At 59.8% G+C, this 22,499-nt stretch carries 26 protein-coding genes; 9 read left to right on the top strand and 17 right to left on the bottom strand.

Going from position 1 to position 22,499, the window contains the following annotated elements:
* The first annotated feature begins 69 nt into the window (after positions 1-69).
* Entirely contained in the window at positions 70-948 is an 879-nt protein-coding gene (locus QUE41_RS21150; RefSeq protein ID WP_286340926.1) for an AraC family transcriptional regulator, read from the top strand.
* A gap of 234 nt (positions 949-1,182) precedes the next feature.
* Positions 1,183-2,055 carry a nuclear transport factor 2 family protein gene (locus QUE41_RS21145; protein WP_286340925.1) on the top strand — a complete coding sequence of 291 codons (873 nt, stop codon included), beginning with the start codon at positions 1,183-1,185 and terminating at the stop codon, positions 2,053-2,055.
* 43 nt (positions 2,056-2,098) lie between these two features.
* Here the strand turns inward: QUE41_RS21145 and QUE41_RS21140 are convergent, their stop codons facing one another.
* Genes QUE41_RS21140 through gpmM form a run of 4 tightly spaced genes read right to left on the bottom strand, consistent with a single transcriptional unit; the run spans position 2,099 to position 6,813 of the window.
* Complete coding sequence (locus QUE41_RS21140) at positions 2,099-2,887, bottom strand: divergent polysaccharide deacetylase family protein (RefSeq protein ID WP_286340924.1); 789 nt, start codon at positions 2,885-2,887, stop codon at positions 2,099-2,101.
* A 23-nt stretch (positions 2,888-2,910) separates the two neighbouring features.
* Positions 2,911-4,101 (bottom strand): S41 family peptidase, encoded by a 1,191-nt coding sequence (locus QUE41_RS21135; protein ID WP_286340923.1) that lies wholly within the window; start codon positions 4,099-4,101, stop codon positions 2,911-2,913.
* Positions 4,102-4,136: 35 nt separating this feature from the next.
* Positions 4,137-5,276, bottom strand: a complete 1,140-nt coding sequence (locus QUE41_RS21130) for a murein hydrolase activator EnvC family protein (RefSeq protein WP_286340922.1) — start codon at positions 5,274-5,276, stop codon at positions 4,137-4,139.
* A gap of 1 nt (position 5,277) precedes the next feature.
* On the bottom strand, positions 5,278-6,813 hold the full coding sequence (gpmM, locus tag QUE41_RS21125; RefSeq protein ID WP_286340921.1) for a 2,3-bisphosphoglycerate-independent phosphoglycerate mutase: 1,536 nt from the start codon (positions 6,811-6,813) through the stop codon (positions 5,278-5,280).
* 237 nt (positions 6,814-7,050) lie between these two features.
* Here gpmM and QUE41_RS21120 point away from each other — a divergent pair, with 237 nt between their 5' ends.
* From QUE41_RS21120 to QUE41_RS21100, 5 genes are all read left to right on the top strand, one after another.
* Positions 7,051-7,485, top strand: a complete 435-nt coding sequence (locus tag QUE41_RS21120) for a rhodanese-like domain-containing protein (protein WP_286340920.1) — start codon at positions 7,051-7,053, stop codon at positions 7,483-7,485.
* A 138-nt stretch (positions 7,486-7,623) separates the two neighbouring features.
* Positions 7,624-8,106, top strand: coding sequence for a protein-export chaperone SecB (gene secB / locus QUE41_RS21115; RefSeq protein ID WP_028108043.1), 483 nt, complete (start codon positions 7,624-7,626; stop codon positions 8,104-8,106).
* A 13-nt stretch (positions 8,107-8,119) separates the two neighbouring features.
* On the top strand, positions 8,120-9,124 hold the full coding sequence (gpsA, locus tag QUE41_RS21110) for an NAD(P)H-dependent glycerol-3-phosphate dehydrogenase (RefSeq protein WP_286340919.1): 1,005 nt from the start codon (positions 8,120-8,122) through the stop codon (positions 9,122-9,124).
* A 69-nt stretch (positions 9,125-9,193) separates the two neighbouring features.
* Positions 9,194-10,381 (top strand): BaiN/RdsA family NAD(P)/FAD-dependent oxidoreductase, encoded by a 1,188-nt coding sequence (locus QUE41_RS21105; RefSeq protein ID WP_286340918.1) that lies wholly within the window; start codon positions 9,194-9,196, stop codon positions 10,379-10,381.
* A gap of 488 nt (positions 10,382-10,869) precedes the next feature.
* On the top strand, positions 10,870-11,937 hold the full coding sequence (locus QUE41_RS21100; protein WP_286340917.1) for a thrombospondin type 3 repeat-containing protein: 1,068 nt from the start codon (positions 10,870-10,872) through the stop codon (positions 11,935-11,937).
* A gap of 135 nt (positions 11,938-12,072) precedes the next feature.
* Here the strand turns inward: QUE41_RS21100 and QUE41_RS21095 are convergent, their stop codons facing one another.
* From QUE41_RS21095 to QUE41_RS21055, 9 genes are read right to left on the bottom strand one after another with little or no spacing between them, the layout of a single operon-like run.
* Positions 12,073-13,329, bottom strand: coding sequence for a proton-conducting transporter membrane subunit (locus tag QUE41_RS21095; protein ID WP_286340916.1), 1,257 nt, complete (start codon positions 13,327-13,329; stop codon positions 12,073-12,075).
* Complete coding sequence (locus QUE41_RS21090; RefSeq protein WP_286340915.1) at positions 13,326-14,822, bottom strand: complex I subunit 5 family protein; 1,497 nt, start codon at positions 14,820-14,822, stop codon at positions 13,326-13,328. The genes QUE41_RS21095 and QUE41_RS21090 overlap by 4 nt, the downstream gene beginning before the upstream one ends.
* Positions 14,819-16,255: a complex I subunit 5 family protein gene (locus QUE41_RS21085; protein WP_286340914.1), complete on the bottom strand. Its 1,437-nt coding sequence runs from the start codon at positions 16,253-16,255 to the stop codon at positions 14,819-14,821. The genes QUE41_RS21090 and QUE41_RS21085 overlap by 4 nt, the downstream gene beginning before the upstream one ends.
* A gap of 23 nt (positions 16,256-16,278) precedes the next feature.
* Positions 16,279-16,608, bottom strand: a complete 330-nt coding sequence (locus tag QUE41_RS21080) for a sodium:proton antiporter (RefSeq protein ID WP_286340913.1) — start codon at positions 16,606-16,608, stop codon at positions 16,279-16,281.
* Entirely contained in the window at positions 16,605-17,261 is a 657-nt protein-coding gene (locus QUE41_RS21075; RefSeq protein ID WP_286340912.1) for an MnhB domain-containing protein, read from the bottom strand. Before QUE41_RS21075 ends, QUE41_RS21080 begins: the two co-directional genes overlap by 4 nt.
* A gap of 1 nt (position 17,262) precedes the next feature.
* Positions 17,263-17,568: a Na(+)/H(+) antiporter subunit B gene (locus QUE41_RS21070; RefSeq protein WP_286340911.1), complete on the bottom strand. Its 306-nt coding sequence runs from the start codon at positions 17,566-17,568 to the stop codon at positions 17,263-17,265.
* Positions 17,556-17,855 carry a monovalent cation/H(+) antiporter subunit G gene (mnhG, locus tag QUE41_RS21065; protein WP_286340910.1) on the bottom strand — a complete coding sequence of 100 codons (300 nt, stop codon included), beginning with the start codon at positions 17,853-17,855 and terminating at the stop codon, positions 17,556-17,558. Before mnhG ends, QUE41_RS21070 begins: the two co-directional genes overlap by 13 nt.
* The gene (locus tag QUE41_RS21060; RefSeq protein WP_286340909.1) at positions 17,842-18,120 is read right to left on the bottom strand and encodes an MrpF/PhaF family protein; all 279 of its coding nucleotides are present in this window, start codon (positions 18,118-18,120) and stop codon (positions 17,842-17,844) included. The genes mnhG and QUE41_RS21060 overlap by 14 nt, the downstream gene beginning before the upstream one ends.
* A gap of 59 nt (positions 18,121-18,179) precedes the next feature.
* Positions 18,180-18,722 (bottom strand): Na+/H+ antiporter subunit E, encoded by a 543-nt coding sequence (locus tag QUE41_RS21055; protein ID WP_286340908.1) that lies wholly within the window; start codon positions 18,720-18,722, stop codon positions 18,180-18,182.
* Between the two features lie 628 nt (positions 18,723-19,350).
* On the opposite strand from QUE41_RS21055, the gene QUE41_RS21050 reads away from it, so the two are divergent.
* Complete coding sequence (locus tag QUE41_RS21050) at positions 19,351-20,175, top strand: helix-turn-helix transcriptional regulator (protein WP_286340907.1); 825 nt, start codon at positions 19,351-19,353, stop codon at positions 20,173-20,175.
* A gap of 42 nt (positions 20,176-20,217) precedes the next feature.
* On the top strand, positions 20,218-20,622 hold the full coding sequence (locus QUE41_RS21045; protein ID WP_286340906.1) for an SAM-dependent methyltransferase: 405 nt from the start codon (positions 20,218-20,220) through the stop codon (positions 20,620-20,622).
* Positions 20,623-20,681: 59 nt separating this feature from the next.
* Here the strand turns inward: QUE41_RS21045 and QUE41_RS21040 are convergent, their stop codons facing one another.
* From QUE41_RS21040 to QUE41_RS21025, 4 genes are read right to left on the bottom strand one after another with little or no spacing between them, the layout of a single operon-like run.
* Positions 20,682-21,560, bottom strand: coding sequence for a sterol desaturase family protein (locus QUE41_RS21040; protein ID WP_286340905.1), 879 nt, complete (start codon positions 21,558-21,560; stop codon positions 20,682-20,684).
* Between the two features lie 9 nt (positions 21,561-21,569).
* A complete protein-coding gene (locus tag QUE41_RS21035) occupies positions 21,570-22,004 on the bottom strand; it encodes a DUF2141 domain-containing protein (RefSeq protein ID WP_286340904.1) in 435 nt (144 codons plus the stop codon).
* A 29-nt stretch (positions 22,005-22,033) separates the two neighbouring features.
* On the bottom strand, positions 22,034-22,213 hold the full coding sequence (locus tag QUE41_RS21030) for a hypothetical protein (RefSeq protein WP_286340903.1): 180 nt from the start codon (positions 22,211-22,213) through the stop codon (positions 22,034-22,036).
* On the bottom strand, positions 22,213-22,440 hold the full coding sequence (locus QUE41_RS21025; protein ID WP_286340902.1) for a hypothetical protein: 228 nt from the start codon (positions 22,438-22,440) through the stop codon (positions 22,213-22,215). Before QUE41_RS21025 ends, QUE41_RS21030 begins: the two co-directional genes overlap by 1 nt.
* Positions 22,441-22,499 lie beyond the last annotated feature (59 nt).

The raw sequence follows: 22,499 nt of genomic DNA, 5'->3' as shown, positions 1-22,499 counted from the left end.
AGCGTTCCTCCTTGCGCCTTCTGAGGCAGTCAGTACACTGGGCTGTCGGGACCAGAAGCGGAGACAGGGATGGCGATTCCCAAGGTGGGGTTTGACCTCAATCGAACCAATCAGGCGGAGCTCGAGATCTTATCTCTGCAGTCCCTGTCTGGCCGTGCCATGAAGCGGCATGACCCTCAGCTTCCCCATCGTATCCGCTTCTTCCAGCTGCTGCTGATTGAGCAGGGCCAGGGTCAGCATATGGTGGACTTTCAGGAGCACCCCATCTCTCCCGGAACCGTGGTTTTTGTTCAACCAGGACAGGTCCAGGCGTTTCGTTTCAGTGCCGAGCTGAAAGGCAAGCTGTTGCTGTTCACCCAGGGCTTCCTGGATAAGCTGCACAACCAGATGCGCCTGACCAGTTTTACCCCCACCCATCTGAATCAACACCACCACCCGCTGACCCAACTGGACGTCGAAAACCTGGCCCGTTGTCAGGCACTGACCGGCGAAATGGCCAGGGAAACCGCCCTGGAGCAACCGGATTCATTGATGGTGATGCATCTGTTCTCCGCGCTGAATCTGCTGCTTCACCGGCTTAAGCCGCAACATCGGCAGGAAAGGCTGTCGGATGAGCAGCGTGTCCGGCTGGGGCGTTTCATGGTGCTGTTGGAGGCCCATTTTCACCGGACCCGGGATGCCAACTGGTACGCCGGCCAGATAGGCGTTACCTATAAGACCCTCAACTGCCTGTGCAAGACGGCCATGGAGATGACCGCCAAACAGGCCATCGATGCCTACACCATCCTGGAGATCAAGCGGCGGCTGGTGGTCAGTCAGGATACCTCGTCCCAGATGGCCCTGGATCTCGGGTTTGAAGACGCCAGCAACTTCGTTAAGTACTTTAAGAAACAGGTGCAGATGACGCCCAGCCAGTTTCGTCACAGCTTCATTACGCCCACTTTATAGTTGGATATTCACCAGCTGCTTGATAGCGCAATCTCCAGCGCCTACCCCCTATTTATCTGGCAATTCGCCGACATTTAACGATCTTGACTCTCATTTTTTCTGTTTAACTCCGTTTTTCAAGCCTGGTTAGTTAATCTAAATGTTCGACATTTACCATTTTTAGGCTTTAACCCACCGCGCCTCACCCGAGGGAGATATCTAGGATGGTATCCAGATTCCAAGGGAGAGACAGCTATGAAACAACAGATCAAACACCTGGCGGCCGCCACCTCTATGGTCCTGACTCTGGGCCTGGTGGGGTGTGCCAATTCCGACTCCGATAACGACGCCCCCGCACTGACGGACAAAGAGCAGAAGGTGGTGGCCCTGCTGGAGAGCATCGAGACCGGCGATCAGGCTCCCGTGGCCTACATCAATCCCAATAAGTACATCCAGCACAACCTGGCGGTGAAAGATGGCCTGGCCGGTTTCGGTGAGGTGCTGCAGGCCCTGCCCGAGGGCAGCGCCAAGGCGGATGTAAAGCGGGTGTTCGAGTATGGCGAATACGTGGTGGCTCATACTGAGTACAACTTCTTCGGTCCCAAGGCGGGCTTCGACATCTTCCGTTTCGAAAATGGCCTGATCGTCGAGCACTGGGACAACCTGCAGGAGATAGCGCCCCCCAACGCCAGCGGCCGCACCCAGTTCGACGGCGAGACCCGAATCAGCGATCTGGACAGCACCGATGAGAACATCATGATCGTCACCGAGTTCGTCGAGACCATTTTGATGGATGGCACAGGGGACATCAGCAACTACATCGATGGAGGCAAGGGCGACTATCTGCAGCACAACCCTGGCGTGGCCGATGATCTGGAGGGGCTGTTTGCTGCCCTGGGGGCACTGGCGGACGCGGGCACCCCAATGATCTACACCAAGCACCACATCACCCTGGGTAAAGGCAACTTTGTGCTGTCGGTGAGCGAAGGGCAGTTCCTCGGTGAGCATGTGGCCTTCTACGACCTGTTCCGCCTGAGCAAAGGCAAGATTGTTGAACACTGGGACACCATCGAAGCGATTCCGCCTCAGGAGCAGTGGGCCAACAGCAATGGCAAGTTTGGTTTCTAATCTGCCGAACAATAACAAAAGGGCCAGCAATCGCTGGCTCTTTCTAGTGGAGGCTGGCGCCGCCCAGGCTCGCCTGGGAGGGCTGTGGCGTGGGCAGCTTATGCAGAAAGGCGGTGGGCGGCTTCAGTGGCCTGAGCTGGGCCCGCTGTTGGTCGCTGAGCAGAGCCGAAGCCGGTACCAGGGTGACGCCCTGGCCGTCCAGGGTGGGCAATGCCTGCTCCAGGAAGGTCAGGGTTTCCGGGTAGGGGTGGCCAATGAGCACCGCCCGGCCATATCGCCTGGCGATGGTCACCGCCTGGTCAAACTGTTGCTGCAGATCCACCTCTTCGGTTTCGTTGTCCAGAAACACATGACGCTTGAGGGCCGGTATCCCCTGAGCCACGGCGGCGTCGTAGGCGACGGAGTCCGGGGTGGTGAGGCTGTCGACGAAGTAGAGATCTCTATGGGCCACCTCCGCCATGACGGCGTCCATCATGGGGCGCTGGCGGGTCAGGGTGCTGCCCATGTGGTTGTTGATGCCCCGGGCAAAGGGGATGTCCGCCAGGGCGCGCTTGATGGTGACCTGTACTTCCCAGGGGGTCATGCCGCCTACCAGGGCGCTGGGCCCCAGGGCGTTGCCGCCATCGGCCAGCATCGGCAGATGCAGCATGATCTCATTGCCCTGGCGCCAGCCGGCGATGGCCAGCTGCCGACCCCAGGGGGTATGGGGCAGCACACTCAGTGTGGTGGCAGCAGGTAGCGCCAGCACACCTTTATCGGTCTGCCGGTAACCTACATCGTCGATAATGAGCGTCAGCTCTGCCGCTGTGGCGGTGTGGACCCACAGCAGCAAAGCCAGAAAAGCGTACCTGATGATTACTCCCGGGAAGGCTGCAACAACCACTCATAGGCGGCTGCCAACTGACTGTCCTGTAGCCATTGTCCGTTCATTTCTGATTCAGCCATTATAGGCTTCTCGACGCTATTCTCCAGCAGCACCTGAATGTCCGGGTCGATCCCCTTCTTGTCGATGAAGGTGCCGTTGGGGGTGGCGTAACGGGCGGTGGTCAGCTTGATGGCGCCCTGCTGCCCCAGCAGAGGGATGAGGCTTTGCACCGTGCCCTTGCCGAAGGAGGTTTGGCCAAACAGGGTGGCTTTCTGGTGATCCTTGAGGGCACCGGCGAGAATCTCTGCCGCCGAGGCGCTGCCTTCGTTGATCAGCACCACCACTTCCAGCTGGCCGAGGGGGGCGGCGTCTGAGGCGTAGTAGTCGTTGTTGGCGTCCAGGAAGCGGCCATGGGTGGAGACGATCAGCCCGGCGTCGAGGAACATGTCGGCGATCTGAACGGCGGAGTCAAACATGCCGCCGGGGTTGTTGCGCAGATCCAGGATCAGCTGGGTAAGCCCCTCCTGGCGGATGCGGCTGCTGAATCTGGCCACCTCGTCGGTGGTCTGGCGGTTGAAACTGTTGATCTTCAGGTAGCCCACCTGGTGGGGCAGGGAGCGGAACTGGGTGCTGTCGATGGTGATGTTGCTGGGCTGCAGGCTCACCGTCAGCGGCATGGGCGCTTTCTCCCGCTTGAGGGTGAGGGTGAGGGTGCGGTCTTCGCGGCTGGCGGTCTTGATGTACTGGATCAGCTTGTCCATGGTGTCCGGTGTGGCGGGCAGGTCGTCCACCCGCACCAGAATGTCCCCCGGTTTGATGCCGGCGTAGTGGGCAGAGCTGTGGGCCAGGGGGGTGATCACCTGCACCACTCCCTCGTCGATGCTCACCTCGATGCCGTAGCCGTAGTAATGGCCGTCGTTGGCTTCTCTGAGCAGTTCCAGAGTCTGTGGGGTCAGGTAGGTGGAGTGCGGATCCAGGGATTCAAACAGCCCCTTGAGCGCGCCCTCGATCATGGCACGGCGATCCACCTGATCGACGTAGTAATACTCCACGATGTCCTGCACCGTGACGATCAGTTCCTGAGCTTCTTCCAGTGTCGGCGCCGCCACTTCCCTGTGCTCTTCTGCCTGTGGACTGAACACAAACAGAATGCCGACCAGCAAGGCGAACAGTTGCGGCATAGCGCATACCCTCTGGCCACATTGGCGGGGCTGTGTTACCGCCTCTTCAGGTAGGGGGCAGGGTCCACAGCGAGTCCCCGATGACGGATTTCAAAGTATAGTCCGCTATCGGACTGTCCGCCTGAGTCTCCGCTGAGGGCAATCACTTCTCCCCCCTCTACCCGATCGCCGACTTCCTTGAGCAGGCTTTGGGCGTGGCCGTACAGGCTGAGGTACTCTTCGCCGTGATCCACCACCACCACCAGGCCATAGCCTCGCAGCCAGTCGGAAAACACCACCTGGCCTGGGGCTACCGATTCAACGTTGCGGCCTTCCCGTCCGGCGATCAGTAGGCCGTTCCACTTGAGCTGCCCCTGGCGGTGGCTGCCGAAGCGGTGCTTGACCTTACCTGAGAGCGGCCAGTCCAGCTTGCCCTTGAGTTTTTTCAGTCCGTCCAGGGAGACCGGGCGGGCGGCGAGGGCGGCCAGGGCCTCCTCAATGGCCTGGGCCAGGATCTCGCTGTCCACCTCAAGCTGGTTGAGCTTGCGGCTCTCATTCTTGAGCTGGGCTTCCAGCTTGGCCAGGGTCTGCTTTCGCTTTTCCTGCTGCTGGCGGAGGGATTTCTGCTGGTTGTCCAGCTTCTCCTGGGTACGCTCCAGCTGGGCTTTGCGTTCCAGTTGCTGACGATGGTTGTTGGTGAGGGCGTCTTTGGTGTCGGCGATCGCTTCCATGGCCTGGATGCGTGCCTGATTGAGATAGTGGTAGTAGGTCAGCAGCCGCTGCTTGTCGGCGCTGTTCTGTTTGAGCAGCAGTTGACCGGTTTCTCCCTGACCCGCGACCCAGGAGGCGCGGATCTGGGCGGCCAGCTGCTGTTGCTGCTGTTCATACTGTCGCTCCAGCCGTGTTTGCTCTTTGGAGAGCTCGGCCAGCTGATCATTGAGGCTGTCCAGCTTGTTGCGATTGCCACGGATGGCCGCCGCCTGTTTGCCGATGGCCAGTTCGTCCTGGCGCAGCGCCTTGCTGGCCTTGTCCCGGCTGGCCTGGCTGGCGATCAGCTTGGACTGACTGGCCTTGATCTGCTTCTGCAGCTTCTGAAGCTGCTGCTGCTGTTGATCAATCTCCTCCTGGCTGGCGGCCAGGGGCAGGCTGAACAGGCCCGCCAGGAGGGCGGGCCACAGGAACGACAGAAACTTCATCTTATTCCGCCAGGGTGACGATGGGGGTACCGGTCATCTCCTCGGGGATCTCCAGGCCCATCAGGTGCAGCATGGTGGGAGCCACGTCGGAGAGGCGGCCACCTTCCCGTACCTGGGCGTTGCGGCCCACGTAGATGAAGGGAACAGGCTCACTGGTGTGCGCGGTATGCGCCTGACCGGAATTGGCGTCGCACATCTGCTCGGCGTTACCGTGGTCGGCGGTGATCAGGCACTCGCCACCGGCACGCTCGATGGCGTCCAGAACACGTTGAATGCTGGCATCCACCGCTTCGCAGGCCTTCACTGCGGCATCGAAGTCGCCGGTGTGACCGACCATGTCGCCGTTGGGGTAGTTGCAGATGATGGTGTCGAAGTTGCCGTTTTCGATGGCGTCCACCAGCTTGTCGGTCAGCTCGCCGCTGCTCATCTCTGGCTGCATGTCGTAGGTGGCGACATTGGGGGACTTCACCAGGATGCGCTCTTCTCCTTCGAAGGGCTGCTCGATGCCACCGTTGAAGAAGAAGGTAACGTGGGCGTACTTCTCGGTTTCGGAGATGCGTAGCTGGCGTTTGCCCTGGTTGGCCATCAGCTCACCGAAGGTGTTCTTCAGGGCCTCTGGCGGGAAGGCGCAGCTTGTGTCGATGTCGGCGGCGTACTCGGTCAGCATCACGAAGTCGGTCAGCTTGGGGGCCTTGGCCTTGGTGAAACCGTCGAAGTCGGCGTCGGTGAAGGCGCGGGTCAGTTGACGGGCGCGATCGGCACGGAAGTTCATGAAGATCACCGCATCGCCATCGTTGAAGGTGGCGTCTGCGTCGATGGAGGAGGGGGCGACGAACTCGTCGTTCTCGTCACGATCGTAGGCCGCCTGCAGGGCGTCTGTGGCACTGGCGTAGCTGTGCTCGCTCTTGCCCAGGGTCAGCAGGTCAAACGCGGCCTGAACCCGTTCCCAACGCTGGTCACGGTCCATGGCGTAGTAACGGCCTACGATGGAGCCGATGGCGCCACAACCCAGTTCGGCGAACAGTTTGTCGAAGCGAACCAGGGAGTCGTGGGCGGAACGGGGCGGGGTATCGCGGCCGTCCAGGAAGCCGTGCAGGTACACCTTCTTGGCACCACGCTCGGCGGCCATGCGGATGGCGGCTTCCAGGTGGTCTTCATGGCTGTGTACGCCCCCGGGAGAGAGCAATCCCATGATGTGTACGGCACCGTCGTTGGCCTTGGCCTTGTCTACGGCACTGCACAGTACAGGGTTGTGGTTGAACTCACCGTCTTCGATGGACTTGCCGATTCGGGTCAGGTCCTGATAGACGATGCGTCCGGCGCCCAGGTTGATGTGGCCCACTTCGGAGTTACCCATCTGACCGTCGGGCAGGCCAACGTCGTTACCGGATCCGGAGATCAGGGTCGAGGGGTAGTCGCGGAACAGGCGATCCATTGTGGGAGTGTTGGCTCTGCTGATGGCGTTGTCGTCAGCGTCGGCTCTGTGTCCCCAGCCGTCCAGGATCAGGAGGGCAAGTGGGGTAGTGCGCTTGGTCATCTACTATCCTTTTTGCCGTCGAGGCAATCGCAAATAAAACTGCTGTCAGTGTACAACGTAACCAGCGATCTTCTCCAGATCGCCCAGGCAAAAATGTAATTTTATTACATCCTCATTTCCCTCTGTGCTGTGATCCGCGCCCCGTCCCCGCTGGTTACAGACACTTCACATGCCGGGGGATCCGGTTATACTGGCGACTTTCACTCCTCACCAACGTCAACCGATTTAGGCAAGTTAATGCAGGAATATATCGATTTTCTCGGCCGTCACGCCATGCTGAGTGCGGCTTGGGTGGGTCTGCTGGTGGCCTTCCTGTTCGTCACCATCAAATCCGCCTTCTCCAAGGTTAAGAATATCCCCGCCCAGCAGGCGGTGCAGATGATCAACAAAGAGGACGCCGTGGTCGTGGACGTGCGCAGCGATGAGGAGTTCCGCAAGGGCCACATCGCCAACGCCAAGCACATTCCTCTGGCAGAGATTAAAAATAATCAGCTGTCCACCCTTGAAAACCACAAGAGTGCTCCCATTATAGTTGTGTGTAACGCTGGCGTGAGCTCCGTACAGGCGGCGCAAATGTTGGTATCCGCGGGCTTTGAGAAGGTATTCAGCCTGCAGGGTGGCATGACCGATTGGAAAGCGGCCAACCTGCTGGTAGTGCGTAAAAGGCGCTAACCCTTTTTCTGGTCGCGCATAAGACGATATGGATGGCGACACACTCAGCTTCAAGCCGGCCCGGCGCGACCGCCGTAACCAGGTTGTGGAGTTTCGAGACGCCCAGAACGACGACAACAATATTTAGGATTTAGACAAATGGCAGAAGCAGCTAACACCGCAGCCAACGAGCAGGCCGCACCTCAGTTCCAGATTCAGCGTGTATACACCAAGGACATCTCCTTCGAGACTCCTAACTCTCCCGCTATCTTCCAGAAAGAGTGGAAGCCAGAAGTTAAGCTGGACCTGGATACCCGCAGCAACAAGCTGGCTGACGACGTGTACGAAGTGGTTCTGAACATCACCGTAACCACCAAGGTTGAAGAAGACGTGGCCTTCCTGTGCGAAGTTCAGCAAGCCGGTATCTTCTCCATCGCCAACCTGCCTGAGCCTCAGCTGGCCCACGCCCTGGGTGCTGGTTGCCCTAACATCCTGTTCCCTTACGCTCGCGAAGCGATCGCCAGCATGGTTAACCGTGGTACCTTCCCTCCACTGAACCTGGCTCCTGTAAACTTCGACGCCCTGTTCGCTCAGTACGTTCAGCGTCAGCAGGAACAAGCCGCTGAGCAAGCTGACGCCTAAGGGAGCGAGTCAGTTGACTGAACAAGCCGCAGTAACGGTTCTAGGGGCGGGGTCTTATGGCACCGCCCTTGCCATATCCCTGGCCCGGAATGGTCATCGCACCATCATCTGGGGGCACCTGCCGGACCATATGGAACAGCTGGAGCAGGATCGCCGCAACGAGGAGTTTCTCCCCGGCGTCGATTTCCCCGATGAGCTGGTGGTGGAAGCGGACCTGGGCAAGGCCCTGGCTGCCAGCCGCAATGTGCTGGTGGTGGTGCCGAGCCATGTATTCGCCCTGGTGCTGAAACAGGCCCAGCCCTTGTTGCGTGATGACGCCCGCGTCGTCTGGGCCACCAAAGGCCTGGAGCCTGAGACTGGTCGGCTGCTGCAGGATGTTGCCCGTGAGATCCTGGGTGAGCAGATCCCGCTGGCGGTGATGTCCGGTCCCACCTTTGCCAAAGAGATGGCCGCCGGCCTGCCCACCGCCATCTCCCTGGCCTCTACCGACGATGATTTCGCCGAAGAGATGGCCCGGTTGATGCACTGCGGCACCTGGCTTCGGGTGTACCGCAACGCCGACTTCATCGGTATGCAGCTCGGTGGTGCGGTGAAAAACGTCATCGCCATCGGCGCTGGCATGTCTGACGGCATCGGTTTTGGTGCCAATGCCCGTACCGCGCTGATTACCCGTGGTCTGGTGGAGCTGTGTCGTCTGGGCTGTGCCCTGGGCGCGGACAAGAACACCTTCATGGGGATGGCTGGCCTGGGTGATCTGGTGCTGACCTGCACCGACAACCAGTCCCGTAACCGACGCTTTGGCCTGGCCCTGGGCCAGGGGAAAGATGTCGACACCGCCCAGACCGAGATCGGTCAGGTGGTGGAGGGGTATCGCAACACCAAAGAGGTGTACATGCTGGCCAAGCGGGTCGGCGTGGAGATGCCCATCTGCGAACAGCTTTTCCAGGTGCTCTATGAGGGCAAGCCGGTGAAGGAGGCAGCGAAACAACTGCTGTCCCGGGACCCCAAGTCCGAGTAAAATGACCGGTGGTCAAAATGATTCCAAAGGGATGCAGCCGCATCCCTTTTTGTTTTTTAGGTAGAAGTGATGAGTCTTGAAACAGAGGTGCTGGTGATCGGCGCCGGTGCCGCCGGATTGATGTGTGCCGCAACCGCCGCTGCCCGCGGCCGTAAGGTGATGGTCATCGACCACGCCAAGCAGGCGGGTAAGAAGATCCTGATCAGTGGTGGTGGCCGCTGCAACTTCACCAACCTCTATGTGGAGCCAGCCAACTACCTGTGCAGCAATCCCCACTTCGTTAAATCCGCCCTGGCCCAGTACACCCAGTGGGATTTCATCGATCTGGTGGTGCGCCACAACATCGCCTATCACGAGCGGGATCATGGCCAGCTGTTCTGCGATGACAGCGCCAAAGAGATCGTGCGTATGCTGCTGGATGAGTGCGACAAGGGCCAGGTACAGTTGCGGCTGCGGACCGAGATCGAGTCGGTGAGCCGGGTGGAGAGCGGATTCGCCGTGGCCACCAGCATCGGCCGCATCCAATGCCAGTCTCTGGTGGTGGCCACAGGTGGCCTCTCCATGCCCAAGCTGGGGGCCACCCCCTATGGTTACAAGCTGGCTGAGCAGTTTGGCCTCAGGCTCAAGCCGACCCGGGCAGGCCTGGTGCCCTTTACTCTGCAACCCCAGGACAAACAGCACTTCGAGCCCCTGTCCGGCATCAGCCTGACCGCCAATGTGGCCGCCAAGCGTGGCCCGGCCTTTACCGAGCAGATGCTGATCACCCATCGTGGCCTCTCCGGCCCCAGTGTGCTGCAGGCCTCCAACTACCGGGAGCCCGGCGAGGGGGTCACCATTGACCTGTTGCCCGCTGTGGACGTGGCCGAGGCCCTGGCCCTGGCCAGGGAGCAGAACCCCAAGCGCCAGCTCTCCACCTGGCTGTCAGAGCATTTCCCCGGGCGGTTGGCGGAGACGCTGATCGCCTACCACGGTTGGCCCAATCACCCCCTGGGGCAGCTGAACAAGGCCACCCTGGCCGCCATTCCCGAACAGCTCAACCGTTGGCAGCTTAAGCCCGGCGGCGACGAGGGCTACCGCACCGCCGAGGTGACCCTGGGTGGGGTAGACACCGATGAGCTCAGTTCCAAGACCATGGAGTGCAAGAGGGTGCCCGGTCTCTACTTCGTCGGTGAGGTGATGGACGTCACCGGCTGGTTGGGGGGCTTCAACTTCCAGTGGGCCTGGGCCTCCGGCTATGTGGCGGGACAGAACGTCTGAGTTAGCCAAAGCTGGCAGTGCCACCATGGCTACCGCCAGCAGCAGAAGCAGGGTAATGGCCAGGCGCCACTGACGCAGGTAGCGTTCACCGCCTTCCAGGCGTTGTGGCCACCTGTGTCTCAGCCATAACTCCCGCCAATAGCCAACCCAGGCGGCTCGCAGCCTGGGCAGGCTAAGGGTGGCTGCCCCTCTTACCCTTCGATACACAACGCTGTGGCTGACTGGCATAGCTGACTCTTCCCGGCCTTGACTGTCACCCTCACCACTACCCGATCACCTGAAATTACCACCCCATACAGCTTTGCAACGCCAGACGGGTCCCGTCATATGTCAGCAGGTCAGCGAGTTCACGAATGAAAGAACTACACTCTCTGCCCAATCACTAAAGTTGGCTGCTCACGCCGAGTGGCGGTTAAAGGAACAGCCACTATACTTAGCCCTCTTTTCTGCAAGCATTCTTCTCACTTCGTTAAGTTGTGGTACCCGTTATGAAAAGATCACGTATCTTCAGCATGACCAACCATAAAACTCTGGCGACTCTTATGTTCGCGATACCTTTTGGGCTTCCTTTGGCCACTGCCCAGGAGGTCACTTTTAGAGCCACAGGGATCATAAGCCACATCGCAGCTGACCTAGGAGCGGCACACCCCTTTCAATTGGGAGACACCGTGATCCTTGAATACACTTTCGACCCCAACGATCCACCTATCGGCACAAGTAACGGCACCTTCTATCCGCCACCATCTGCAGTTTCATTTCAGGTAGGCAGCTTGTCTGATGGAACGGCCACAACATCTAGTAGTGGCAGCATAAACCTAAGAAACGATTCCTTTGACGGAGTAACTTACTACGACGATTACACGGTCAACCGCGAAATCTATGATCTTGGTGTTGCATTTGATGACTACAGTTACTCTTACTTTCTTCTTCAAAGTCAGGCATCTGGCTCCATTCCACCTACATTTCTCACTGACGAACAGAACTCTAGCAATCCTCCGGACATCTCATTAGCAAACTTTGCGAGGTTAGTTTTAGTATTCAATGACTCTATACAAGGCGAAATAAGTGTAATAAGTACCATCACCTCCCTGATTCAAACTGGCCAGGACGCCGATGGTGATGAGGTAACTGATGAGCTAGACAACTGCCCAAGCACTGCGAATTCCGACCAAACTGACAGCGACTCAGATGGAATTGGTGATGCCTGTGACACAGAAAAAACAAACAAAAACAGTGACTCAGATGGCGACGGGGTTTCTAACAAGACTGATAACTGCCCTGCAGTACCCAACCCGAACCAGTCAGACTATGATGACGATGGCGTAGGCGATGCATGTGATGTGCTTGCAGCAGATGCTGATTCTGATGGCGATTCAGTGAATGATGCAAGCGATAACTGCTTACTTGCGGCCAACACAGACCAGGCAGACTTAGATGCTGATGGCATTGGAGATGCCTGCGATCCCGACATCGATGGCGATGGAGTGCCTAACAAGAAAGATAGATGTCCGACAGACGGCGGTATTGTTAATAAGAAGGGCTGTCCAGCTAACTAAGCAATAAGAGCCGGGCCTTAGTTAGGCCTGGCACCGCCGCTCGCGATAAAGTGGGCTGGCCGTTGTGAAACCAGAAAAGATCACCAAGAGCCGACCATTTGGCAGCCAGCAGATGCTTGTGTCAAACTTTATTGTTCAAATCCATGAGTACGCCGACACAGGCAGTGCCACCATAATGACCGCCAGCAGCAGAAGCAGGGTAATGGCCAGGCGCCACTGACGCAGGTAGCGTTCACCGCCTTCCAGGCGTTGTGGCCACCTGTGTCTCAGCCATAACTCCCGCCCATAGCCAAGCCAGGCGGCTCGCAGCCTGGGCAGGCTAAGGGTGGTTGCCCCTCTTACCCTTCGATACACAACGCTGTGGCCGACCGGCATAGCTGACTCTTCTCGGCTGACGGCGTCCTCCTTCCCCAAGTTAAGGGCACCGATGAGGATCAGTGCCCCGGTGCCGACGGCCGCCAGCAAAGGAAGCCCGCTTTCAACCTCGGACCAGAGGGTGGGCTGCATCAGACTGGCGCCAATCACTAGGGTCATCCCCGCAGCGGTCAGACTTACCACCAGGGTGCTCAGCTTGTTCCTGCGCCTCTCTGTTATTCCCTGCCACAAGGTGTACACAACCACGCCAGCCCCGGTGGTCAGCAGCAGGGCCCCGGATATGGGGGCATCAAGGATACCCAGTGGCAGCCAGCGCAGCAGACCGAGCAGAGACGTAGCGACGGGACCGATCCAGAACAGCAGTGACAGCGCCGGGCTGGGCGTACGGTGCCCTTTGGGAATCCACAGCAGCAGGGGCCACAGGCCCATCTTCAGCAGGTAGCCCAGGGCCACCAATACAGGGTAGAGGCCGGGAGAGCCAGTCTGTGCCAGGTGGCTAAAACTCAGGCTTCCAATGGCGTCTGTGGCCAGCAGCATGGCGTCAAACAGCAGCAGGTCGGCGATGATCAGCGGCACCAGATAGAGCTGGCCGACGCGACGGTTGGCCGGGTCGAAGTCGGTGAGCAGCAAGCCGATAAAGGCGTAGCTCATCAGGGTCGAGAAGGCGTAAAACCCCATCAGCTCGGTGCTGAGCAGTGCGCCCATCTGGCCACTCAGTGCCAGCAACAGCCAGGTGCCCCGGTAGACTCTAAGGGTGGCAGGCAACAGCAGATAGGCGCTGGCCCAGGCCACCACCGACATCGCCAGCCACCAGCGCGCGGTCGGGTCCAGGCTCAGGGCGACCCCGGCCTTGAACCATGACAGGGACACCCAAGCCGGGGTTGGCACCAGCGCCAGCACTGCCGCAGGCAGCAGGGCCAGCAGCAGCGGCCAGGGCAAGCTGCGGCGCAGTGACGGCAGGGCCAGAGTCAGAGGCAGCCCCGGAGCCAGAGTCAGAAGCAGGGTCATCAGCGTCATGGGGCGAACCCCCGGTCGGCGATGATGCCGGCCCACTCCACCAGGCCGAAGGGAGCGGAGGCCAGCACCCCCAGCATCACGATCATGACTGCCGTTGCCAGGGGAGGCAGCAGCAGCGCCCAGGCGGTCTCCTGGTTCCCCAGATTGCGCTCCGCCGGCCAGCTCGACGGCGGTTCCCTGAACCAGGCGCGGTGCAGGATAGGCAGGAAGTAGGCGGCGTTGAGGGCGCTGCTGACGGAGAGGGCCAGGATCACCCAGCCCTGGTTCATCTCAAGGGCTCCGAGCCCGAGATACCACTTGCTGAAGAACCCCGCCAGGGGCGGAGCCCCTATCATGCCAAACGCCCCCAGGGTGAAGGAAGCCATGGTCCAGGGCATGCGCTGGCCCACCCCGTCCATCTCCTCGATGTGGTGAATGCCCAGGGTTTCGGCCAGGTTTCCGGCACAGAGGAACAGGGTGATCTTCTGTACCCCCTGATGCACCAGATGCACCAGGCCGCCGGTGGCGGCAATGGGGCCCGCCAGGGCAACGCCGAGGATGATGTAGGCTATCTGACTGACGGTGGAGAACGCCAGCCGCCGTTTCAGCTCCTGCTGGAACAGTGCCCTGACCGAACCGTAGACTATGGTGATGGCGGCCAGGGCGGCCAGGGGCAGCATCAGCCCCAGACTGGCGGCGAAGTTGATGCCATAAACGTCAAAAATGACGCGAATGATGCCGAATGCGCCGGCTTTGACTACGGCCACCGCGTGCAACAGGGCACTGACCGGGGCCGGTGCCACCATCGCCTGGGGCAGCCAGCCATGGAGGGGGACCAGCGCCGCCTTGACCCCCAGTCCGGCGATCAGCAAGACGAACACCAGAGTCAGCTGCGGGTGAAGGGAGGCATCCACTTCGGCCAGGAATCCGCCCTCCCGGAAGTCCAGGGAGCCGGTCAAGGTGAATAGCCACACGGTGGCCAGCAGCAGCAGGGCGCCGCCGCCAACGGTGTAGGCCAGGTAGTTTCGGCCAGCCCGTCGCGCTACCTCGGTGCCGCGATGGACGATCAGCGGATAGGTACACAGGGTCAGCAGTTCATAGAACAGCAGGAAGGTCAGCAGGTTGCCCGCCAGGGCGACACCGACTGTGGCGGTCACGCACAGGCTGAAGAAGCCGAAGAAGCGGCTGCGATTGGGGGAGTCTTCCAGGTAGCCCACGGCGTAGACTGTGGTGACCAGCCAGAGAATGGCGGAGAGCAGCAGAAACAGCATCGATAAGGGTGTGGCGCGCAGCATCAGATCCAGACCCTCGGTCAGGGGCAACTGAGCCTGGTAGTGCTCGCCTCGCAACATGCCTGCCAGCATCGCCAGCACCAGCGCTATCTTCACCACAGCGCCGGCCAGGTTCAGGGTGGTGCGGCTGATGACCCGTTCCTCCGGCAGCAGGAAGATAATCAAACCCGGCAGCAGAGAACTGCCCAGGATCAGCAGCGGCAGGGACTGGCTCCAACTCATCCGCTCCCCCTTAGGCTGAATGGTGCTCCAAGCTCCATCATCGTCATAGGCGGTGCAGCGAGCAGCCCCAGGAGGATCGCCAGCAAGGCCATCACCAAAGGAGGCCAGGCCATCTGTGGCGAGATCTCCTGTAGTGATGTCGAGGGTTTGGCTTGGGTAAAGACGCAGCCAATCACCCTGAACAGGTAGGCCGCGGCCAGGAAGCCGCCCAGCAGCAGAATCAGGGCCCACCACCACTGCCCGGACTGAACTGACGCCTGCAACAGCAACCACTTGGCGACGAATCCCCCGCTGGGAGGCAGCCCCATGATGCTGACTCCGGCCAGGGTAAAGGCGGTTATGGTCAGAGGCAGTTTCTGGAGGATGGGGTCAAACTCGGCAATGCGGTCGTGTCCGGCTGCCGCCAGGATGTTGCCTGCCGCCATAAACAGGGCGGCTTTGGCCATGGCGTGAGACAACACCATGTATACCGCGCCTTTCCAGGCGAGGCCGATGCCAAGGGGAAAAACCAGGAACAGATAGCCGAGCTGGGAGACCGTCGAGTAAGCAATAAGCAGCTTCAACCGGGTCTGACGCAGTGCCAGCAGGCCGCCCCACACCACGGCGATGCCCCCCAGTGCTCCCAGCAGTTGCGCTAATGGCACTGTGGTGGCCGGCAGCAGGGCCCACCAAAGACGCAGCAGAATGTAGAAGGCCGCTTTAACCACCAGGGCCGACAACAGCGCGCTGACCGGAGTGGGGGCGTTGGCGTGGGCCGGAGGCAGCCAGAAGTGCAGGGGGAACAGGGCGGATTTGATCAGCAGGCCGGCACCCATGAGCCCCAGCGCCACCCATGCCGAAGGTGACGGGACTATCCGCTCGGCCAGCAGGGCGAGGTCCAGGGTGCCAACACCGTGATAGAGCAGGGCCACCCCCAACAGGTAAAACAGCGAGCTCAGCAGGCCCACCAGCAGATAACGCATGGCAGAGGTCAGCGCCTGGGCGCCGCCGGCCAGGGCTACCAGGGCGACTGCCGCCAAGCCAAGCAGCTCCAGGGTGACGTAGAGGTTGAAGATGTCTGCGGACAGAAACAGGGCGTTGAGTGCACCCCACAGCAGCAGCCACAGAGGCCAGAAGTGACCTGCCTTGTCCGCGCCAAAGTAGCCGCACGCATAGACACTGATCCCCAGTCCGGTCAGGGCGGTGGTCATCAGCATCATCAGGCTCAGCCCGTCGGCAAACAGGTCGATGCCCAGGGGCGCGCCCCAGCCTCCGATGGGGTAGCGCACCTCCTCCAGTTGGCTCAGCTGCCAGCCCAGACCTGCTACACAAATCAGGGTGGCGATGGCCCAGAGTAAGCCAAGCCAGCGACAGCGCGCCGGCAACAGGAAGCAGACGATGCCCCCCAGCAGCGGCACGATAATCGGCAGGATGACCCAGGCAAACTCCAGCAATGTCCACTCCTTGCATTCTCAGCTTATGGGCTCCGGTCGCGGTGTGACTCAGTCAGGTGGTCGACAAGCTCACTCTTCCCGGTGGCCTGGAATACCCTGAGCATCAGACGCAGTGCCAGGGCGGTTGCCGACACGGTGACTACGATGCCGGTGATCACCATGGCGTGGGGGACCGGGTCGGCGGGCTGCTGCGGATGGCGGACGGCCAGGGCCACCAGAGTCAGGAATACCCCACTGCACATCACATTGAGGGCGAGTATCTTTTTCAGCAGGTGGCGATGGACGAGCAGGGCATTGAGCCCCAGTACAAACAGGGCAACACCCAACAAGGCATAGAGGTAGATGTGGCTCATCCGGGCCTCCCTGTGGGTGGGCTGCCGAGAAACAGGGCCGCCAAGGTGACGCCAATGGAGCAGGTGGCGGCCGCCTCGATAGCCAGTATCAGGTCAGCGGCGAGCGCGGGGGGAAACTGCAGAAACTTGCCGTTCAGCAGCAGGGCTGCCCCGGTGAGGATGAACACCCCCAACCCGGCCACCAGCATCAGCCTGACTGGCAGCCCCGGCAAGCGGTTGTCCACTTGCCAACCGCACAACAGCAGCAGCACGCCCGCGGCGCCGAGCAGCGAACCTGCCTGGAAGGCACCGCCGGGAGAGGAGGCGCCGGCCCACAACAGGTAGCCGGCCACCAGCAGCAGCACGGGCACCAGCTGCCGTGACATCATCTCCAGCACCGGTCCGGGCGCGGCAGAGCGATAGGCTGTCAGGTCACCCAGAGACCAGACACCGAGCAGGGCCACCAGCAACACCGCCAGCTCCAGCAGGGTGTCGTAGCCACGAAAGTTGAGCAGCACCGCCGTCACCGGATTGGTGACACCGCTGGAGTCCATCTGCTGGGTCACCTGAGTGAGCAGAGGGGCTGCTGGGCCCGGAGTATTCACCACGGCATAGCCGATCCCGAAAAAGATCAGCAGTATCAGCGGCCATCGAACCCAGTGTTCTTTGATCATCTCACCCTTCCTCGTCCTTACGGGGCGGACCCGGGTCCCTATCCGACTGCTCCCGGTTGTGCTGCAGTCGGGCCAGGGCGGCCAACAGCAGGGCGCCGGTGAGCCCTGCTCCGATGGCCGCTTCTGCCAGGGCAATATCCACGGCGTTGAGTCGCACCCAGGCCAAAGCCATCAGCAGCCCAAAGTTGATGAAAAGCACTGCCGCCTTGAACAGGTCTGAGCTGGCCAGAGTCTGCCAGGCAAGGCAGAACAACCCTGTTCCAAGCAATCCGTCCAGCAGCCAGTAGAGCGCGGTCACCTCTTCCATATCTTGATACCTCGCAGCAAGGCACCCCGGGCAATCAGGTGGGCGATGGTGGCGCTGGCGAGAATCACCAGCCCCCAGATCAGCAGCAGTTTCAGTACGGCCAGCCAGTTGTGAGCCTCCATTGCCAGTCCCGCCACGATCAGCCCCAGGCCGACGTTGTCTGCCTTGGTCAGGGCATGCAGCCGGGTGTAGACGTCGGGGAATCGCAACAGCCCCAGGGTGCCGGCCAGGAAGAACAGTCCTCCGCAGATAAGCAGAATCATCGAGAGGGCGTCAGTGGCTGTCATCACCTGTCTCCTCTCCCGGCCAGGCTCGTCGCACAAAGGCCACCGCAGTAACCGCTGCCAACAGGGCGAACACCAGGGCCACGTCCCGCAATGCAGTCAGGCCGGTGGCCTGGGCCAGCAACAGCAGGGTGGCCACCGAGGTGGTGCCGAACAACTGAGCGGACAGCATGCGATCGGCCGCCGTAGGTCCCGTCAACACCCGCCACATCCCGGCAATCAGGTTCAGCAACAGGAACAGCGCCAATGAGAATTGCAGGGTTTGCATAGGGTCTCCGTTCCTCTCGATGGCCAGACTCAGTCAGGGGCGGCCAGCATTTTGACGATTCAGCTCAATCGGTCGCTTGCGTCATCCGCTGGCAGTGCGATGCCAAACACCCTGGCGACGACCCTCTCCAGTTCCATCAGCTCCGGTGTGACCGCCTTGTTCCCATCCAGGACATGAACCCTCAGCACCCTGGACTCCAACTCTGCACTCAATGTGCCTGGCAGCAAGCTGACGGTGTTGGCCAAAAACACCCTGGCCATACCTGACGGTAATCGCAGCGGAAAGTCGATGAGCGTTGGCGCGATGGGGCACAGAGGGTGGAACACACGCCAAGCGACATCCATCCCGCCGCGCAGTGAGTACCAGATGAAGTGCGGAATAAACCGGAGAAACCCGACTGGGGAGAAGGAGAAGGGAGTGACCAGTTTCAGGCTGACCAGGGTCGCCAGCAGCACCACTGGAGCTCCGATCCACCAGGATGACATCGAGCCGTCGCTAACTACCCACCACAGCAGGGCAAATGCTGCGGCACGCCATCCCGCCCCAAGGCGCTGGACGCTCAGTCTGTCGCGCGGTTTGCCGGTTGCCAATGGTTGACTCATCCACAGCTCCTGAATCCCTCTCTACTGACATCAGTCTTTGCCCTGAGCGGCAGCCGCCCCTCTGCCCTGAAGACTGGCTATGCCAACAGGCCGATTAGGTGGGGAGGCTGGGCTGCTTGGTGCGTGTTTCGTCGTAAGTTCGAGGGTGAGATAACTGTCCCTCGTCTTACCAAAAGTGTAGGTGATGATCAGAGGGTTAGGCTGAGATTCCGGGGTGTATTCACCACAAACAAGGCTGGGGCAGCGACCGTCAATAATTCAAGTCAAGCTGCCCATGCGCTGAGGCGGTTGAGCGGCCCTTAAAGGCAGCTTGGCCTTTACTTGGAACCACGGAGAGCGCTGGGATGAGGCAGAGTTGGCCAGGAAGTTTTGGTCCATGCCGTCACCAGTGGCAAAGCACATAAAAAATAACAAATACAATTAGTTGGTTGGTGTTGCCAATGTGGGTGCTATTGATGGCTTTGAAGTGGGTGTGCAAATAGTGCCATCCCATGTCCATTTTATCCTCTTCTCAAACACCGCCATCACGCCATAATTGACCCCACTATCAAGGGGGCCGGTTCGTGCTATCCACGCTGAGTCGCAGGCCAGTGAACCGCAGGTCCAATAAGGGAGCGACACGTTTCAGATGATTGAGGTCAAGAGGTTGCCAGAGGGGGTACCGCTGGACGTGGAGTTTCTGCAGCGCCCAGGTCGACAGACTCCTCACCCTCACCGTCATGAGTATTTCCAGATCTTCTGGGTGCTGGAGGGGGAGGGTTCACAAAGCATCGATTTTCGCGAGTTTCCCATGATGCCGGGTCAGGTGTTCTTCATCGCACCGGGTCAGGTTCATGATGTTCACGCCATGCCGCAAAAGATGGTGTCGGTGTCATTCAACCCTGAGTTCATCAGCTCAAGGGAGTATTGCCAGCAGCCCATTGACCGCCTGTTTCTGCGCAATCGCTCCACTGAGCCCTACATCAGCCTGGATGAGTTGGGCGGTGGCGAGCTGCTCGGTCTGCTGGAGATGGTTGGTCGTGAGCTGGCCCGAGAGCTTCCGGACAGGGATCTGATGAGTGCACTGCTGGTGGGTTATCTGCGCTACATGATGCGCTATCTGGATGAAGGCGATGACAGTGACACCATGGCTGATAAGCGCATGGTCAGGCTGTTGAACCTCATCGACGACAACTTCCGGGAGCGCAAGGATGTGGCCATGTATGCTCAGCAGCTGTCGATGACCAGTAAGCGGCTGAATGAGCTGTCCAAGCAGCGGTTCAGCCGTACCGTGACCCAGCTGATCCATGACAAGGTGACTGTCGAAGCGAGACGGGAACTGGCCTTTACCCAAAAGACCATCAAAACCATCTCATTTAAGTTGGGGTACAAGGACACCAGTTACTTTTGCCGCTTCTTCAAACGGATGTCGGGGCAGTCACCCCAGGCCTTCCGCAGTGAGTGGAAACGATAGCACCGTCGCCAAGTTTGATTTTTATAGGAGTGAGAGAAGGGCATGAACGCAGAGTTAACATTCATTGGGCACATTGAGACCCCTTATCACGCCGTAGAGGAGTGTCCCTCCAATGTGCAGAAGGATGGCCCCCTCTGCACCCTGGTGCTGGAGGACCAGTACGTTGAGGGACTGACGGCCCTGGAGGTGGGGCAGCGGATTCTGGTGCTCTACTGGTTCCACGACGCGGACCGTCAGCATCCTATGTTGCAGGTGCCGTTCCACAACCCTGAGGCGGATCCTGTGGGCACCTTTGCCCTGAGATCGCCCCATCGTCCCAACCCCATTGCCGCGTCCGAGGTGACCATCGAGTCCATCGACCATGGCCGGGTGCAGGTACGAGGCCTGGACTGCTTGAGTGGCACCCGGTTGCTGGACATCAAACCTGCGGTGCGTTGCTGTCCTTAATCTTTAATGGGCCGTTTGCGTTCAATAACAGACAAGACGCCCAGAAAAGGGCGTCTTTTTTAGGAGCGGGGTTTGGGTTGCCAGCCTGGCCCTCTCACCAGGCAGGCCAGCTTGTTGCCGAACCCCGGCGTTGTCTTCATCTTTTTGAAGAGTCGGCTGAATCCATGAAACAGCACCACCAGAGGATTGTTGGATCCGATTGGAGGCAGCACACCATAGACCACTTTCTCCTGCTCCCGGGCGAAGGTGCCGAACAGCTTGTCCCAGATGATCAGGATGCCGGCGTAGTTCTTGTCAATGTACTGGGGGTTGGAGCCATGGTGCACCCTGTGATGAGAGGGAGTGTTGAACACCGCCTCGATGAGGCGGGGTAGGCGGCCGATGGATTCGGTGTGCAGTGCCGTCTGGAACAGCTGCACCAGGGCCGCGGACAGCAATACCATCAAAGGGTCGAATCCCAGTAGCACTACAACCAGCAGGAAGGGCAGGCCGAAGATGGCGTCCAGAGGACCGTGGCGATAGGCCACCGAGATATTGAAGTGGGGCGAGCTGTGGTGAACCGTATGGGTAGCCCAGCCGATGCCTATCTGGTGTGCCATCCTGTGCTCCCAGTAGTAGGCCAGGTCACAGGCCAATATGCACAGTGCCAGGGTAGTCAGGGTGTTGGGCAACGGCATCGGCGCAAGTTCCCAGGCCCAGTAGAAACTCCACAGATAGAGGGCGGCAAACAGAGCCACCAGCCCCAGGTGGGCCAGTAGGGTGACAAAGTTGTTGACCGAGTCCAGCGCCAGGTTCCAACTCATCCTGCCCCTGAAGGTCAGCATTATGAGTTCGAATCCGAAGAACGCCATGGCGAACAGGAAGAACCAGTCCTCTGCAATCAGTTCCCACTCATAGAACACCCAGCTGTTGAACGTCCTTTCCCACAGGCTTTCCATGACGTGTTCCTATTTGATGTAGATGAGTTTAATGGACTCAGTTGCGTTGCCCGGTGTCAGGGAGAACGCTGCCTCAGAAAACTTGGGCGTCTCCAGGGCGCCGGCATTGCGTGAGTAGCCATAACCCTCGATGGGGAACCCACGCTTGTTGGTGTCCAACTGCTCGTTGCGGTTTTCATCGTGCAGGGCGGTAATCACATACTGCCCTGGTGGCAGATCCCTCAGGGTCACTGTATTGCCGCCTATCATGGGTCTGAGCGCCAGGCTGGCAACGGCGCCCTTCTCATCCAGGTTGTCGTAGGCTTTCGGGTTGTCGAACAGTGCCAGCAACAGACTGCCCTGTTGATTTCGAAGCTCGTTAACGGAGATGGTCAAGTCCGCCGACTTGGCCGGCAGGGAAAGCAACAGGGCGGACAGTGTCAGTCCCAGAGTTTGTTTGGTCATGGAGAGTCTCCCTCCTCAATGAGTCAAGATCAATGGTTGTGCCAACTGAAGAAGCAACTGAATCCCAAAGTGGTCCAGGCGGCGAGGGCGCTCCAGTAGAGCAGGGGATCGGCCTCCCGATAGACCCGGTCAAACAGGTAGGTGTACCCTTGGGTCAGATCCCAGCCTGCCCACAGCAGCAACAGTGTGCCGACGATTTTCCAGAACATCACTGGCCTCCAAAATGCAGCACCAGAAACAGCTCCAGTGCGCCCAGTACCAAAAACAACAAGCCAAAGTGCCACCACTTCAGGTTGGCGTCTTTCGCCAGCCAGCCTTCGGCAACACACCAGCTGACAATCAGCCCCAGCCAGGCCCAGTTGGACGTCACCGGCAGCAGCAGGAAGGCGCCCAGGGCCAGGGCAAACAGCAGATTGACGAAGATGAGTGCCTGCATGGCGATGGCTCGATTGGGGTTTGAGAAGAGCGTAACCGCAGCGTCATATCAGGACGTGT

The organism is Ferrimonas sp. YFM (genome assembly GCF_030296015.1).
Lineage (GTDB): Bacteria > Pseudomonadota > Gammaproteobacteria > Enterobacterales > Shewanellaceae > Ferrimonas.
This window is presented reverse-complemented; position numbering and strand designations above follow the sequence as displayed.

What these genes read in the sequence shown, in the direction of transcription:
- QUE41_RS21150 (WP_286340926.1), top strand. Translation starts at nt 70, where the DNA reads ATGGCGATTCCCAAGGTGGGGTTTGACCTCAATCGAACCAATCAGGCG.
- QUE41_RS21145 (WP_286340925.1), top strand. Translation starts at nt 1,183, where the DNA reads ATGAAACAACAGATCAAACACCTGGCGGCCGCCACCTCTATGGTCCTG.
- QUE41_RS21135 (WP_286340923.1), bottom strand. Translation starts at nt 4,101, where the DNA reads ATGCCGCAACTGTTCGCCTTGCTGGTCGGCATTCTGTTTGTGTTCAGT.
- QUE41_RS21130 (WP_286340922.1), bottom strand. Translation starts at nt 5,276, where the DNA reads ATGAAGTTTCTGTCGTTCCTGTGGCCCGCCCTCCTGGCGGGCCTGTTC.
- gpmM (WP_286340921.1), bottom strand. Translation starts at nt 6,813, where the DNA reads ATGACCAAGCGCACTACCCCACTTGCCCTCCTGATCCTGGACGGCTGG.
- QUE41_RS21120 (WP_286340920.1), top strand. Translation starts at nt 7,051, where the DNA reads ATGCAGGAATATATCGATTTTCTCGGCCGTCACGCCATGCTGAGTGCG.
- secB (WP_028108043.1), top strand. Translation starts at nt 7,624, where the DNA reads ATGGCAGAAGCAGCTAACACCGCAGCCAACGAGCAGGCCGCACCTCAG.
- QUE41_RS21105 (WP_286340918.1), top strand. Translation starts at nt 9,194, where the DNA reads ATGAGTCTTGAAACAGAGGTGCTGGTGATCGGCGCCGGTGCCGCCGGA.
- QUE41_RS21100 (WP_286340917.1), top strand. Translation starts at nt 10,870, where the DNA reads ATGAAAAGATCACGTATCTTCAGCATGACCAACCATAAAACTCTGGCG.
- QUE41_RS21095 (WP_286340916.1), bottom strand. Translation starts at nt 13,329, where the DNA reads ATGACGCTGATGACCCTGCTTCTGACTCTGGCTCCGGGGCTGCCTCTG.
- QUE41_RS21090 (WP_286340915.1), bottom strand. Translation starts at nt 14,822, where the DNA reads ATGAGTTGGAGCCAGTCCCTGCCGCTGCTGATCCTGGGCAGTTCTCTG.
- QUE41_RS21080 (WP_286340913.1), bottom strand. Translation starts at nt 16,608, where the DNA reads ATGAGCCACATCTACCTCTATGCCTTGTTGGGTGTTGCCCTGTTTGTA.
- QUE41_RS21075 (WP_286340912.1), bottom strand. Translation starts at nt 17,261, where the DNA reads ATGATCAAAGAACACTGGGTTCGATGGCCGCTGATACTGCTGATCTTT.
- QUE41_RS21070 (WP_286340911.1), bottom strand. Translation starts at nt 17,568, where the DNA reads ATGGAAGAGGTGACCGCGCTCTACTGGCTGCTGGACGGATTGCTTGGA.
- mnhG (WP_286340910.1), bottom strand. Translation starts at nt 17,855, where the DNA reads ATGACAGCCACTGACGCCCTCTCGATGATTCTGCTTATCTGCGGAGGA.
- QUE41_RS21060 (WP_286340909.1), bottom strand. Translation starts at nt 18,120, where the DNA reads ATGCAAACCCTGCAATTCTCATTGGCGCTGTTCCTGTTGCTGAACCTG.
- QUE41_RS21055 (WP_286340908.1), bottom strand. Translation starts at nt 18,722, where the DNA reads ATGAGTCAACCATTGGCAACCGGCAAACCGCGCGACAGACTGAGCGTC.
- QUE41_RS21050 (WP_286340907.1), top strand. Translation starts at nt 19,351, where the DNA reads ATGATTGAGGTCAAGAGGTTGCCAGAGGGGGTACCGCTGGACGTGGAG.
- QUE41_RS21045 (WP_286340906.1), top strand. Translation starts at nt 20,218, where the DNA reads ATGAACGCAGAGTTAACATTCATTGGGCACATTGAGACCCCTTATCAC.
- QUE41_RS21040 (WP_286340905.1), bottom strand. Translation starts at nt 21,560, where the DNA reads ATGGAAAGCCTGTGGGAAAGGACGTTCAACAGCTGGGTGTTCTATGAG.
- QUE41_RS21035 (WP_286340904.1), bottom strand. Translation starts at nt 22,004, where the DNA reads ATGACCAAACAAACTCTGGGACTGACACTGTCCGCCCTGTTGCTTTCC.
- QUE41_RS21030 (WP_286340903.1), bottom strand. Translation starts at nt 22,213, where the DNA reads ATGTTCTGGAAAATCGTCGGCACACTGTTGCTGCTGTGGGCAGGCTGG.
- QUE41_RS21025 (WP_286340902.1), bottom strand. Translation starts at nt 22,440, where the DNA reads ATGCAGGCACTCATCTTCGTCAATCTGCTGTTTGCCCTGGCCCTGGGC.